The organism is Planomonospora antibiotica (assembly GCF_014647955.1).
In the GTDB taxonomy this organism is placed as follows: domain Bacteria; phylum Actinomycetota; class Actinomycetes; order Streptosporangiales; family Streptosporangiaceae; genus Planomonospora; species Planomonospora parontospora.
Genome location: NZ_BMQE01000019.1, coordinates 109,157 through 121,164, shown reverse-complemented (window position 1 = coordinate 121,164; position 12,008 = coordinate 109,157). Strand labels below are relative to the sequence as shown.

The following is a 12,008-nucleotide window of genomic DNA, read 5'->3' as shown; positions in this document are numbered from 1 at the left end:
TTCATGATCCTGGCCGTCGTCCTGGCCGCCGGACTCGTCATCGGCCCGGCGCACTCCCCGCCGAAGCAGCGCATGACCGGGGTGAGGATCGCCGGGATGTTCGTGCCGCTCGCCCAGTCCAGGCGCATGATCGGCGCGGGGGTCGTCGGGGCGTTCGTGCTGCTCGCCCTGCTCAATTTCTGGTACCTCTATCCCGTGCTCACCGCGGAGAGCATCCCGTACGCCGAGTGGCACGCGAGAATGCTCTTCCAGAGGTGGATCTGACCGTCCACATACGAGTTGCTTAGAGCTGATTTCGTAGGGTGGGCGACGTGCACGATCCACTACGTCACGTTCATCGTCAGGGCAGGCCGTCATACGGCAGACTTCGAGGCATGCCTGCACCGGACGTGGCCGCGCTCCTCGCCGATCTCGAACGGTCCGACCCCGACTGCGCCGAGGACGCCCGCGGTGCGATCGAGTGGCTGAGCGGCGGTGAACCGCTGGAGACGATCACCGAGCTCGCCGTCTGCGAGTTCCTCTGGTACACCCTGCCCACCAAGGTCTCCGGCGACCGGCCGGCGACGGCCCGCGCGCTGGGCCGGCTGCTCCGCCTGGGCGGCCTGGAGCGCTACGCGGCGCTGTGCTCCTCCTCCGTCACCGCGCAGATCCTGCGCACCTACGCCCGGGCCGGCGAGGACGCCGGGATCGCCGCCTACCAGGCGGCGCTGGACGCCCGCGGGGTGCTCCCGCCCGACGTTCCGGAGCTGCGGTGGAGCTCGATCATGGGGCCGGAGGAGCTGGGCGCCCACGGCGCCTGCTCGGCCGCCCTGGAGCTGGCCATCGTCTCGGGCGAGCTCGCGCCCGGCTCCACCCGCGACCGCACGGCCCTGACCCGCCGCTGGCTGACCACTCCCCGGGCCGAGCTCGGCGGGGACAACTGGCTGCACCGGGTGCAGGGGGAGCGGCTGAACCGGTGGGTGCTGGGCCGGGGGGCGGCCTGGCGCGAGCTGGCCCAGCCCTTCGAGGTCCGCCTGCACGCCCCGATCCCGGCCCCGGCCGGAGAACACCTGGCGGCGCTGCGCTGGCTGCTGCGCCGGGGCCGGGAGCCCGGCGGGGTCCCGCTCGTCCCGGCCCCGCCGGCCTCGGAGGACTCGAAGGGCTCGGAGGACCCGGAGAACTCGAAGGACCCGGAAGGTCTGGAAGGTCCGCAAGACCCCGCCGTCGTGCCCGCCGTACCCGCGGCGCCCTCGGGGACGCCGGACCGCTGGAACGGCGACGAGCTGGCCGCGGCGGGGGAGGCCGCCCAGCGGATGGGCGCGCTGGACCGGGACGGCCGCGCCCTGGTGACCACCGCCGCCGGGCGGCGCCTGCTCGGCGACGCGGAGCTGCTCTGGGAGGCCGCGACGACCGCGCTGCTCTCACCCGTCTCACACGAGCACGACCTCGGCGCCTCCGCCAGGGAGGTGGCGCTCATGCTCCTGGCCGACGGCCTGCCCGCCGACCGTGAGAGCGTGGCCTCCGTGATCGGCTGCGAGGAGGAGCGCCGGCCGGAGATCGACGCCTCCCTGACCGACCTGACCCGTCTCCTGGACGCGTTCGGCCTGCGGGCGGGGGGCGAACTCACCCCGGCGGGCCGCGCCGCCGCGCTGGCGGCCCTGCGCGGCCACGCCCTGCGCCCCCGCCGGTACGTCAGCATGGGCTGAGCCGCTCCCCAGGTCCGACCCGCTTTCTGTCCGACTATTTCTCCCCATAACGGGCAATAGCGGAACGTGCCCGAACCCACCTCCCACGACGGTGCTCCGCAGCCGGAGACGGCCCCGGACACGCCCGGGGGTACGCCACCGGACGCACCCGGCGTACCGTCCGGCCCCCCTCCCGGACCGGGCCCGTCCGCGGCCGGCCCGCTGCCGGACCCGTTTCCCGAGCCGCTCCTCACCTCGGCGGGCCCGCTGCCCGTCGCGGCCCCGTCCGGGCCGGCCCCGGTGGCCGCTCCGCCCGTCCCCGGCGACGTCACCGACGACGTCACCGCGGCGCCCGCCACCGGCGCTCCGCCGGCCGACGCCCCCTTCGGGCGGCCCGGCCGTTCCATGCGGGACAACCCGTTCGTGTTCGGCTTCACCGCGGCCCTCGGCGTGCTCACCGCGTGGTGGCTGGTGCAGGCCGTCGCGAGCGCGGGATCGGTGCTGGTCCTCATCGTGGTCTCGCTCTTCCTCGCCGTCGGCCTCAACCCCGCCGTCGAGGCGCTCCAGCGCCGCACCCTGCCGCGCTGGCTCGCGATCACGACGGTCTTCCTCGGCGTCATCACCGTCTTCGCGGTCTTCGGCCTGGCGGTCGTGCCCCCGCTGACCACGCAGTCCGCCGAGTTCGCGGAGAACGTCCCGACGTACGTCCAGGAGCTGCAGAACCATCCGCTCATCCGCGACCTGGACCAGCGCTTCCAGCTGCTGGAGAAACTCCAGCAGTACGTCACCAGCGGCGACTTCGGCACCCAGATGTTCGGCGGAGTGCTCGGCCTCGGCACGGTCCTGCTCGGCGCGGTCTTCAACTCCCTGACCGTGCTGGTCCTCACGCTCTACTTCCTCGGCTCGCTCACCTCGATCAAGGAGATGGGCTACCGCCTGGTCCCCCGGTCCCGCCGGACCCGCACCCGCCTGCTCGGCGACGAGATCATCCAGCGCATCGGCGGCTACGTCGCGGGGAACCTGATCGTCTCCCTGATCGCCGGCGTGACGACCTTCGTCTTCCTGAGCATCATGCAGGTGCCGTACGCGCTGGCCCTGTCCCTGATCGTGGCGCTGACCGACCTGATCCCCCTGGTCGGCGCCTTCATCGGCGCGGGGGTGGCCTCCCTCGTCGGGTTCTTCGTCTCCCCCACGGTCGGCATCGTCTGCGTCGTCTTCTTCACCCTCTACCAGCAGGTCGAGAACTACCTGATCGCGCCGAGGGTGATGAAGAGCTCGGTCGACGTCCCGCCGCTGGCCACGATCGTCGGCGCCCTGCTCGGCGGCGCCCTGCTCGGCGTCGTCGGGGCCCTGCTGGGCATCCCGATGGCCGCGGCCGTCCTGCTCATCGTCCGCGAGGTCGCCCTGCCCCGCCAGGAACGCCTCTGACCTCCCGGCGGGGTACGGCTGCCGCCGCCGGGACGGGCCGGGTGCAGCGGGCCGCGCTTCCCGTCCGGTGACACCGCTTCCGCCCGGAAGGTGCCTCGGGCCCGCCCGGCCGGTCAGCGAGGCCCGGGTCCGCCCGGCCGGTCAGCGGGGCCCGGCCGGGCGGCGGACGTGCCGGGGCCCTCCCCCGTCGTGGAGAACCGTCCGTCAGGCGACGCGGGAGGCCGGCGCGGTCCAGGTGTTGCACGCGGCCGGGGAGGCGGCAGCGAATCCCTTCTGCAGCCAGGCGATCTGGTTCTTGCTCGAGCCGTGGGTGCGCCCCTCGCCGATCTGCTCGTCGCCGTTGTGCCGGGCGGCGTTCACGAGGGCCTCCCACTCCTCGGCCTTGTACTCCTGCGAGGCCCAGATGCTCGCCATGAACGCCCCCGCCAGGCACTCGGCCTGCAGCTCCAGGCGGCGGATGTAGGTCAGGGCCTGAGCCTCGGTACGGACTCGTGTACGGCTGACGGCGGCCGTCATGCCGGTGAGGTTCTGCACGTGGTGGGCGTACTCGTGGGCGAGCACGTGCAGGATGTCCGGATCGGCCGGCTGCTGGATGGAGTAGTCGTCGACCAGGATGATCATCTGCCGCTGCTTGATGCAGTACACACCGACGACGTACTCGCCCCACTCCCCTCCGCACACGCGGGTGGGACCGGTGATGAACCGGACCGCAGGCTTCTTGAACGGCAGACCGGCCTTCTTCAGCTGCGCGGACCACGAGGCGTTCATACAGCCCATCATCGCGGTCAGGTGCTTCTTGGCGGCGCCGACGCTGGCGAAGTCGTCCGGGTGGCGGCCGCAGGGCACCGTCAGCTTGCCGGTGCGGTACAGCGGATTGTGGGTCAGCGCCTTGGCGCCGGTGGGAACCGGCGCGCCGGCGGCACCGGAGTCGGCGCGGGCGGTGCCGGCGTGGGCGGTGCCGGTGAGCAGCAGACCGACCAGGGCCCCGGCCAGCAGGGCGATACGAGGGGTACGCATGGTGTCAAACCTTATAGAAGCATTGATACGGTCCAACAGCACCCGCTCCCTCTCGCGCTCACCGCACGGGGGACGCACCGCTCGCGGAGGCCGTACGGCCCGCGGAGCCTCCCCCCACGACCTCCGCCGCCCAGAGCGCCACGCCGATGTAGAGGATCTGCTCGGGGACGCGCTGCCACAGCGGCGTCGCCGCCTCTCCCGCCAGGGTCACCCCGGCCAGCGCGGCGTGGACGTTGGCGGGGAGCATGAGCACGAACAGCAGGGCCAGGCAGATCCCGGCCGCCCGGCGGGTGGCCGGGAGCACGAGTCCCACCGCGCCGGCCAGCTCCATGACGCCGGTCAGATAGACCACGAGGGCGGGGAACGGGACGAACGGCGGGACCATCGCCACCATGTCGGCGTGGTTCGGCATGAAGGTCACGCCCGACGGGACGAAGTGGGCACCGGCCGTCATCACGAGCATGACGGCCAGGCCGTGCGCGGCGCTCACCCGCCAGGTGGCGAAGCGGGCCACGCCGAGCAGCGCACCCGACAGACGGAAGACCAGGGCGGACACGACAAGGACGATCACGGTCACAGAACTCACCCTCCTTTGGATACCAACACTACCCAATGAAGGATAGTAATGCTATCCAAAGCGGACCCCGTCGGACGGCTCGCCCAGATGCGCCGTCCCACCGCCGACGACGCGGAACCCGTACGGCCCGCTCGGACGCCACAGTTCGGTGATGGCGCAGTTGGGGACGTCGCACGCCCCGTTGAACCGGCGGAAGCCGCGCATCGCCCCGGCGTCGGGCTCCGCGGTCCCGGTGAACAGCGACCAGACCACGGCCTTCATGAAGAGGGCGTGGGTGAACACCGCGATCAGGCCCTCTTCCGGGCGGCCGGCCAGCCGGTCCAGGAAAGCGCGGGCGCGGGTGATGAGCATCCCGAAGGACTCCCCGTCGCCGCCGTTGACGTAGGCGGGGTCGGCACGCTCCCAGTAGGCGTCGGCGAAGGGCCTCCGCTGGTCCTTCGTGGTCTGCGGCCCGTGCAGCCCGCCCAGGTAGGTGAACTCCTCGACCGGCCACTCCTCGTACGGCACCCCGGGGAACCGCGCGACGGTCGCCCCGGCCGTCTGCCGCGCGCGGACGAACGGCGAGCTGACGACGAGGTCCGGCGGAGCGGTGAAGGCCGCGGCCGTCCGCGCCGCCTGCTCCCGTCCGAGCGCCGTGAGCGGGGCCGTGCCCGGCCCGTTCGTCGGCAGCCCGGCGTTCGATTCGCTCTGCCCGTGCCGGACCAGCCACACCCGCCGAACTCCGATCATGCCGACAGGCTGGCACAGGGGCGCGGCGTCGCGGAAGGGCCGCCGGAAGGGGGCGCGGGCCGGGGAACGCCGGAGGGGTCCGGGCTGTCGTGGACCTCGCGCATCACCCCTCCCCGACGGCGGCGGCGCGGTGGTGGCGGGGATCCTCGATCTCGTCGAGCAGCGCGATCGCGAAGTCCGCGTACGTGATCCTGCCGGCCGGGTCCGCATGCTCGGCGATCCGGTAGCGGCCGGTGCGCGCGCCGCCGTGGCCGAAGTCGCCTGCCGGCGCGACGTACGCCCAGTCGAGGTCGGCTTCCTGGAGAACGGCGAGCCCCGCCGCATGGCCGAGGTAGAAGTCGCGGTACTCACCGGGATAGCCCGGCTCGTCCATCAGAGGGCTCCTGACGCCCCGGGCATGATCGAGGAGAGGCCGACCACCACGAGCCGGCGCACACCCGCCTTCGTCGGACCGGCGGTCAGGGCACGGGCCGACGCGGTGAAGAAGTCGTGCGGCGGCACGGACAGGTCCGCCGCGGCGCTGACGGCGGCGGGCAGCGGCCTGCACGCCGCCGCTGCCCGAACGCCGCCGCTGCCCGCGCACGGCGGGGCCGACCGGCCGGTCGGCCCCGCGGCGCCCTGCCACAACAGGTCGAGCGGGAAGTCGCACATCGTGAACGCATCGCGGATCCATCAACCGGGGCGCGCAGGATCGGTGCCACAAGAGAGCACCGACCAGGGAGTTTCCCCATGTCCACCACCGCCACCGTCGTCACCGTCCTGACCGCCCTCTGGGTGGGTTTCTCCGCCTTCTCCCTCCTCCGCCGCGCCGAGTGGGTCGTGAAGCCGCTGACGGACTACGGCGTCCCCCGCTCATGGTGGACCTGGCTCGGCGCAGCCAAGGCCGCGGGGGCCGCGGGCCTGCTGGTCGGCCTGTTCGTGCCGGTCGTAGGCGTCCTGGCCGGGATCGGCCTCGTGCTGTATTTCGCTGGAGCCGTCCTCACCGTGCTCCGGGCGCGCTCGTACTCGACCGTCGTCTTCCCCCTGCTCTACATGGGCCCGGTGATCGCCGCCCTGGTGCTGGGACACGCCGCCTGACGGCAGCGCGTCCGGCACCGGGATCAGCTGCTCCGCCCCGGCCACCGCACGCTCGGCGAAGCCTGAGGCCGAGGTCAATGATCATGCGCCGTGACACCCGGTCACGGCGACCGGCAGCCGCGTCAGGGCCGGTTCTTCAGGGCCGGTTCTCCTTCCCGTCCAGCCAGAGCGTGTCGGACTCGTCGCGGTGGGAACCGGAAGAGCCGACGTGCTTGGCGTCGATCTTCGGCCCGTTCTTGATCACATGCACCAGCGCCATCGCATGCCCGCGCCCGAGGCCGTAGTCCTGCTTCAGCCAGTCGATGATCGCGCCCGCTTTCACAGCCGGGTCGTCGAAACCGCGCTCCTTCGCCAGCGCGATGAACTCACGCGGGGCGAGGCCGGTCTTGTCCTCGATGTTGTCCAGGTACGCCTGGAACGACATGTGTCTCTCCGTTCGCCGTGGGCCGCCGGGCCGCGGTGACCCGTTCGTACGGTTCCGCATGAGCGGGCCCGCTGACCGGTCCCGCTCAGGTCGCTCGTCGCCGCCGTCGATCCGCCTCGCCGGCGCGCGATGCCTCCCGTTGCATTCCTGTGGGTGAACGATCCCGTGCAGCAGCGACCCGGATCAACGTGCGGTCACCGAAGGGACGTTTAGCCGGGCTCAACGACGGGCGACGGGGCCGCGATGCCGGAACGGCAGGAGATCCGGATGTTCCTGGTGCCCGCCGACGAGCCGCACGTCCCCACCCGGCTGACGGCGCCGCCGCACCTCCGGTGGCGTGTCGGCGACGCCGCGCCGTCCCGGGAGGCCGCGCGGAGCTCGTCGGCATGGACGTCATCCCGGCGCCCTGCGGCTGAGGTGCTCCCAGGCGCGGTACTTCACCAGCCGGTCCTCGATGTCGGCCTGGACCATGTCGTAGGACGCGCCGCCGACGACGAGCCGCCGCGGCGGCTCCGGCAGGTCGACCAGCTCCATGATCACGGGTGCGGCCGTGCCCGGGGCGGGACCGGCGTCGTCACCCCACATCTCGAACATCTCGTCGCGCAGCCGCTGGTAGTGCGGGTCGGGTGTCGTCATCGTGGTGCCCGTGGTGAACAGGCCGGTGTCGTAGCCGCCCATCTGGACGATGGTGACCTTGACGCCGAACTGCTCGGCCTCCATAGCCACGGCCTCGGAGACCGAGTCGAGCGCCGATTTGCCGGCCGCGTACAGGCCGACCATCGGGAAGCCTCCGCCGGTGCCCATCGTCGTGACCTGCAGGATGCGACCGCCGCCCTGGGCGCGCAGGTGCGGGAGCACGGCCTGGGTGACCCAGACCGCACCGAAGAGGTTGACGTCGAAGTGGGCTCTGATCTGCTCCTCCGTCGCCTCCTCCACCATGCCCAGCAGCATGACGCCGGCATTGTTGACCACGATGTCGAGCCTGCCGAAGGCCGCCGCCGCCCGTTCCACGCCCTCGAACACGGCGGCCCGGTCGGTCACGTCGAGCGGTAGCCGTACCAGACCGCCCGGAAATCTCCGGGCGAGGTCGGCGAGCGGTTCGACGTTCCGTGCGGCTCCGATGACGCGGTCCCCGGCATGCAGGGCCGCTTCCGTGAACGCCCGGCCCAGACCTCGCGACGCCCCGGTGATGAGCCAGACTCGGCGCACCGATCTCCCCTCTCTGTCGGATTCTCCGTAACGAGACAAGACGATACGTACCGCCTCACCAGAATGTCAATACGGAACGTCTCGTCTTATAGCGTGATAGAATCCCGGCCATGCCGAAGCAGCCCGATCCCACCCGCCGCAGCGAGCGCTCCCGGCAGGCCATCCTCACCGCGGCCCGCGAGCTGATCTCCGAGATGGGATACGCCAAGCTGACCATCGAGGCCATCGCGGCCCGGGCCGGTGTGGGAAAGCAGACCATCTACCGCTGGTGGCCCTCCAAGGGCGCCGTCGTTCTCGACGCCTTCCTCGCACTCAGCGAGGCCGGGCCCGAGCAGGGCATGGCGCTGCCCGACACCGGCGACCTGGAGGCCGACCTCAAGACGGTGATGCGGGCGACGGTCGCCGAGTTCGCCGATCCGGCGTTCGAAGGGCCGATCCGCGCGCTCAACACAGAGATCATCAACGATCCCGCGCTGGCCGCCCAGTATCACGAGAAGCTGGCCGGCCCGGTGGACGAGGCCAAGAAGGCCCGGTTGCGCAGCGCGCAGAAGGCCGGGCAGCTCGCCGCGGACGCCGACCTCGACCTGGCGCTCGAAGTGCTGTACGCGCCCCTCTACCAGCGCTGGCTGCTCCGCTCCGGCCCGCTCACCCCCGAATACGCCGACACCCTCGTCGAGGTCTTCCTCAGGGCCGTGCGGCCGACGTCGCCCGGTGGTTCGTGAACGGCGAGGGCGGCGCGGGTCATCCGTGAACCCCGTGGCACCCAGGAGAGAACGGTCGGCGTGAGCACGTCCGAGCGGTTCAGTCTCCAGCCGAGCCCGGAGGAGTGGCGGTCCGCGTGGATCGCCCGCGGCGAACTCCGCGATCAGCGGTTCGACCTGCCTCCTGGAGTGTCCGAGGTGGCCTTCGACCGGGCACGGCTGGTGAAGGCCGACTTCTCCGGGATGCGGTTCGCCGGCTTCAGTGTCCACGACAGCACGTTCGAAGGGTGCGACTTCTCCGGCGTCACCTTCGAGCGGCTGTCACTGGGACTCACCGGCGTGCCCGGCGCGGGCCGGCCGCAGTCGGTCTTCCGCGACTGCACCTTCCGGCGCACCCGCTTCGCACCTTCCGTCTTCTTCGGCAATGTCCGCTTTGAAAGGTGCCTGTTCGACCGGTCCCGGCTGAACGACCAGACGCTCACGTTCGAGGCCGAGTTCGTCGACTGCGTCTTCCGTGGCCGAGTACGGAACATCAACTTCTGGGGCCGTCCGGACGACCATGACCAGGCCTCACTGGGCCGGAACCGCAACGACTTCACCGGCAACGACTTCACCGGTGCCGAACTCGGCTACGTCGCCTTCCACCACATCGATCTCCGAGCGCAGCGCTTCCCCGGCCTGCCCGGCTACGCGCTCCTCGACCGGATCGGCGAGCGGGTGGATGCGGTGCTGCCTCTGGTGGAGCACTGGCCGGACCCGCGCCACCGGGAGACGGCCCGCTTCAGCCTGGAGTTCCTCGCCGGCCACGCCGTGGAGCAGAACGACGACCAGGCGCTCGTGAGCCCGCTCGACATGGGACGGAAGCTCCCGCCCGCGCTCCGCGAGGAGCTGTTCGAAGCGCTCAGGCGCACGCCCAGCGATACAGCCCCCGGCCGAGCCGTACCGCCTCGCGCGCCAGATCCCGCAGGGCCGTGATGCGCTCGATCTCGAACTCGTGGAGCAGTTCCTCTTCCGCGTACTCGCGCAACCGAGTGTCGTCCACGGCGGCCAGCGCGGCCACGGTTCCGGGTGCCTCCCGCTCCACGCCCGCCGACTCGCCGTCGTCGACGACGACCTCGCTGTCACCGAACTCGCTGAGGTCACGGCCGCTTAGCTCGGCCGCCAGCGTGTCGAGCCCGTCGAGCCATCCCTTGCAGTCGACATACGAGAGGTTCACGGCCGCCGGCCCACCGGACAGGGCCAGCCGGGCGGACTGCTCGGAGTCCGCGGTGAAGTAGTCGACGAGAACGCCCATGGCGGGCCACTCTACCGAGATCGCCCACAGCGGTGTCCACGCATGTTCACCGCTTCGCCGCGCTCACGGCGCGGGGGCCGGAGCGGGAACCGGTGGCCGCTCTGACGGCGCGTTGGAGCAGGCCGACGGGTCGCACTCATGATCGGCCAAGCCGGCCTGGAGTTCCCCGTCGAGCTGCTGACGGCAGTGGATGACGCACCGCTCGGTCATGTGGCCGATCGGTCATGTGGCCGAAGCTCCTCACCCCGACCACATGGTCCGAGCCCCGAACGGCTCCTAACCGCGACCGGGCCAGACCGGGCCCTCGTCGGTCCAGATGACACCCTTGTTGCGGCACAGGCAGAAGGGGTGGCCGATCGGGTCGGTGTAGATCCGCCAACCGTAGCCGTCGGGGCCGATGAAGTCCTGCCGCAGCGTCGCGCCGAGGCCGAGGACGCGGCGCTGCTCGAACTCGATCTCGTCCACTTCGAAGTCGAGGTGGAACTGCTTGGGGTGCTCACTGTCGGGCCACTGCGGAGCGCGGTAGTCGTCCACCCGGATGAAGGCCAGCTCGACCTCGCCGAACTTGATGCCGGCCCAGTTCTCGTCGCTGCCTTCCTTGATCGGACGGCCCGTCACCTCAGCGTAGAAGGCCGCCAGCTTCATCGTGTCCGGGCAGTCGATGATGAAATCGGTGAGTCGCAGCATCCCGCGATCCTGCCACAAGCCCTCCGATACAGACGCTCAGCCGGAACACGCCCGACGGTTACCGCGCGCCCTCGCCCAGGAAGACCCACACGGCCACGGGACCGGAATCGCTCACCGCTGAGACATCCCGTCACCGGACTCCGCGAAACCCGGAGAGGCACGGTCCGGTGGATGGACCGTGGTCACCGGTTGGTCACCCGGCAACGCAGAAGGCCGCTCCCGATCTCTCGGAAGCGGCCTCTGGCCTGGGTGGAGATGAGGGGATTCGAACCCCTGACCCCTTCGATGCGAACGAAGTGCGCTACCGGACTGCGCTACATCCCCAAGACGTGGACTAGATTAGCAAACATCCGGGGGCGCTCGCGCCATCCGGGGCACCGATCAGTCTCCGACCGCGCGGCGGGACGGCTCGGCATACTGGTCGAAGAGCTCGTCGCGGTGCTCGGAGAGGTCGATGATCTCCGCCTGCGGAGCCGCAGCCCGCCGGGCCGCAGCCTCCGCGGCCCGGCGCCGGGCGCGCCTGGCACGTTCCGCGCGGGCCTGGGCGACGGCTCTGCGCCGTTCGGCGTCGACCTGGACCGCGACCCGCAGGACCGCCAGATGGACGCCCAGGAGGACCACCGAGGGCGCCACGCCCCACCAGGGGATCACCCGGACCGCCGCGGTCACCACCGAGGCCAGGAGCAGCAGCGCGCACCAGAGCGTCAGCCGCCGCCGCTTGGCCACGAGAGCCGCCCGGCGGCGCTGTGCGGCACGGCGGAGCTCCGCCCGCCGGTGAGTCTGGGCGCCCTCCCCGGCCGGGGACACGGCACCGGGCACGGCACCGGGCACGGCACCGGAAACGGCGCCCGGCGGCACCCGGGACGCGGCACCCGGCACCGAGACGGCCGCGGAGCCGGATGGCGCCGCGAACCCCACAGCGGGCCCCGTGGTCCCGGTGAGGGAGCCGGACGGGCCCTCCTCGCTCGGATCCTCGGACGGCACGCCGGTGAGGTCGTACGCCCCGGTGGCCTCGTCACGCTCGTCGACCTCGACGAGCGTGGCCCGGTCACGGCGCAGCCACATGGGCACGAGCACGCACAACCACATGACGACGATGGCGAGGTAGAGGAGGACGCTGCTCACAGTCGCCTCCGGGCAGCACGAAGGCACGCCTGACCGCGGGGCGTCCTCACTGTGCTCACGTCACGCACCGTAAGAC

15 protein-coding genes, 1 tRNA gene and 1 pseudogene are annotated in these 12,008 nt (G+C 71.7%); 6 read left to right on the top strand and 11 right to left on the bottom strand.

Annotated features, from left to right (window positions below):
- The 3 genes and pseudogenes from IEZ06_RS19005 to IEZ06_RS18995 all read left to right on the top strand — a co-directional run.
- A pseudogene (locus IEZ06_RS19005) lies at positions 1-264 on the top strand (phospholipid carrier-dependent glycosyltransferase); the annotation flags it as partial.
- 110 nt (positions 265-374) lie between these two features.
- Positions 375-1,685, top strand: a complete 1,311-nt coding sequence (locus IEZ06_RS19000; RefSeq protein WP_189238040.1) for a hypothetical protein — start codon at positions 375-377, stop codon at positions 1,683-1,685.
- Positions 1,686-1,964: 279 nt separating this feature from the next.
- On the top strand, positions 1,965-3,092 hold the full coding sequence (locus IEZ06_RS18995) for an AI-2E family transporter (protein ID WP_229798354.1): 1,128 nt from the start codon (positions 1,965-1,967) through the stop codon (positions 3,090-3,092).
- A gap of 204 nt (positions 3,093-3,296) precedes the next feature.
- Here IEZ06_RS18995 and IEZ06_RS18990 read toward each other — a convergent pair whose 3' ends face one another.
- The 5 genes from IEZ06_RS18990 to IEZ06_RS36420 all read right to left on the bottom strand — a co-directional run bounded on the left by IEZ06_RS18990 (position 3,297) and on the right by IEZ06_RS36420 (position 6,066).
- Positions 3,297-4,109 carry a neutral zinc metallopeptidase gene (locus IEZ06_RS18990; protein ID WP_189238038.1) on the bottom strand — a complete coding sequence of 271 codons (813 nt, stop codon included), beginning with the start codon at positions 4,107-4,109 and terminating at the stop codon, positions 3,297-3,299.
- 58 nt (positions 4,110-4,167) lie between these two features.
- A complete protein-coding gene (locus tag IEZ06_RS37855) occupies positions 4,168-4,686 on the bottom strand; it encodes a DoxX family protein (protein WP_229798352.1) in 519 nt (172 codons plus the stop codon).
- A gap of 51 nt (positions 4,687-4,737) precedes the next feature.
- Positions 4,738-5,415 (bottom strand): histidine phosphatase family protein, encoded by a 678-nt coding sequence (locus IEZ06_RS18980; protein ID WP_189238037.1) that lies wholly within the window; start codon positions 5,413-5,415, stop codon positions 4,738-4,740.
- Between the two features lie 103 nt (positions 5,416-5,518).
- A complete protein-coding gene (locus tag IEZ06_RS36425) occupies positions 5,519-5,788 on the bottom strand; it encodes an NAD(P)-dependent oxidoreductase (protein ID WP_229798350.1) in 270 nt (89 codons plus the stop codon).
- Positions 5,788-6,066 carry a hypothetical protein gene (locus IEZ06_RS36420; protein ID WP_229798348.1) on the bottom strand — a complete coding sequence of 93 codons (279 nt, stop codon included), beginning with the start codon at positions 6,064-6,066 and terminating at the stop codon, positions 5,788-5,790. Before IEZ06_RS36420 ends, IEZ06_RS36425 begins: the two co-directional genes overlap by 1 nt.
- Positions 6,067-6,144: 78 nt before the next feature.
- Between IEZ06_RS36420 and IEZ06_RS18970 the strand changes: the two genes are divergently transcribed.
- Positions 6,145-6,492 (top strand): DoxX family protein, encoded by a 348-nt coding sequence (locus IEZ06_RS18970; RefSeq protein ID WP_189238036.1) that lies wholly within the window; start codon positions 6,145-6,147, stop codon positions 6,490-6,492.
- A 136-nt stretch (positions 6,493-6,628) separates the two neighbouring features.
- On the opposite strand, the gene IEZ06_RS18965 is transcribed toward IEZ06_RS18970, so the two are convergent.
- A complete protein-coding gene (locus IEZ06_RS18965; protein ID WP_189238035.1) occupies positions 6,629-6,916 on the bottom strand; it encodes a DUF4287 domain-containing protein in 288 nt (95 codons plus the stop codon).
- 393 nt (positions 6,917-7,309) lie between these two features.
- Positions 7,310-8,125: an SDR family NAD(P)-dependent oxidoreductase gene (locus tag IEZ06_RS18960; protein ID WP_189238034.1), complete on the bottom strand. Its 816-nt coding sequence runs from the start codon at positions 8,123-8,125 to the stop codon at positions 7,310-7,312.
- Positions 8,126-8,235: 110 nt separating this feature from the next.
- Here IEZ06_RS18960 and IEZ06_RS18955 point away from each other — a divergent pair, with 110 nt between their 5' ends.
- Positions 8,236-8,847, top strand: coding sequence for a TetR/AcrR family transcriptional regulator (locus IEZ06_RS18955; RefSeq protein ID WP_189238033.1), 612 nt, complete (start codon positions 8,236-8,238; stop codon positions 8,845-8,847).
- Positions 8,848-8,907: 60 nt separating this feature from the next.
- Positions 8,908-9,801, top strand: coding sequence for a pentapeptide repeat-containing protein (locus IEZ06_RS18950; RefSeq protein WP_189238032.1), 894 nt, complete (start codon positions 8,908-8,910; stop codon positions 9,799-9,801).
- Here the strand turns inward: IEZ06_RS18950 and IEZ06_RS18945 are convergent.
- From IEZ06_RS18945 to sepX, 4 genes are all read right to left on the bottom strand, one after another.
- A complete protein-coding gene (locus IEZ06_RS18945) occupies positions 9,728-10,120 on the bottom strand; it encodes a hypothetical protein (protein WP_189238031.1) in 393 nt (130 codons plus the stop codon). The genes IEZ06_RS18950 and IEZ06_RS18945 overlap by 74 nt on opposite strands.
- Before the next feature lie 276 nt (positions 10,121-10,396).
- Positions 10,397-10,807: a VOC family protein gene (locus tag IEZ06_RS18940; RefSeq protein ID WP_189238030.1), complete on the bottom strand. Its 411-nt coding sequence runs from the start codon at positions 10,805-10,807 to the stop codon at positions 10,397-10,399.
- A 250-nt stretch (positions 10,808-11,057) separates the two neighbouring features.
- Positions 11,058-11,131: transfer RNA gene (locus IEZ06_RS18935), tRNA-Ala, on the bottom strand.
- 57 nt (positions 11,132-11,188) lie between these two features.
- Positions 11,189-11,932, bottom strand: a complete 744-nt coding sequence (gene sepX, locus IEZ06_RS18930) for a divisome protein SepX/GlpR (RefSeq protein ID WP_189238029.1) — start codon at positions 11,930-11,932, stop codon at positions 11,189-11,191.
- Positions 11,933-12,008: the final 76 nt, after the last annotated feature.

Coding starts and splice junctions, on each gene's coding strand:
- IEZ06_RS36420 (WP_229798348.1), bottom strand. CDS start 6,066: ATGTGCGACTTCCCGCTCGACCTGTTGTGGCAGGGCGCCGCGGGGCCG.
- IEZ06_RS18980 (WP_189238037.1), bottom strand. CDS start 5,415: ATGATCGGAGTTCGGCGGGTGTGGCTGGTCCGGCACGGGCAGAGCGAA.
- IEZ06_RS18970 (WP_189238036.1), top strand. CDS start 6,145: ATGTCCACCACCGCCACCGTCGTCACCGTCCTGACCGCCCTCTGGGTG.
- IEZ06_RS18965 (WP_189238035.1), bottom strand. CDS start 6,916: ATGTCGTTCCAGGCGTACCTGGACAACATCGAGGACAAGACCGGCCTC.
- IEZ06_RS18955 (WP_189238033.1), top strand. CDS start 8,236: ATGCCGAAGCAGCCCGATCCCACCCGCCGCAGCGAGCGCTCCCGGCAG.
- IEZ06_RS18940 (WP_189238030.1), bottom strand. CDS start 10,807: ATGCTGCGACTCACCGATTTCATCATCGACTGCCCGGACACGATGAAG.
- IEZ06_RS19000 (WP_189238040.1), top strand. CDS start 375: ATGCCTGCACCGGACGTGGCCGCGCTCCTCGCCGATCTCGAACGGTCC.
- IEZ06_RS36425 (WP_229798350.1), bottom strand. CDS start 5,788: ATGGACGAGCCGGGCTATCCCGGTGAGTACCGCGACTTCTACCTCGGC.
- IEZ06_RS18990 (WP_189238038.1), bottom strand. CDS start 4,109: ATGCGTACCCCTCGTATCGCCCTGCTGGCCGGGGCCCTGGTCGGTCTG.
- IEZ06_RS18945 (WP_189238031.1), bottom strand. CDS start 10,120: ATGGGCGTTCTCGTCGACTACTTCACCGCGGACTCCGAGCAGTCCGCC.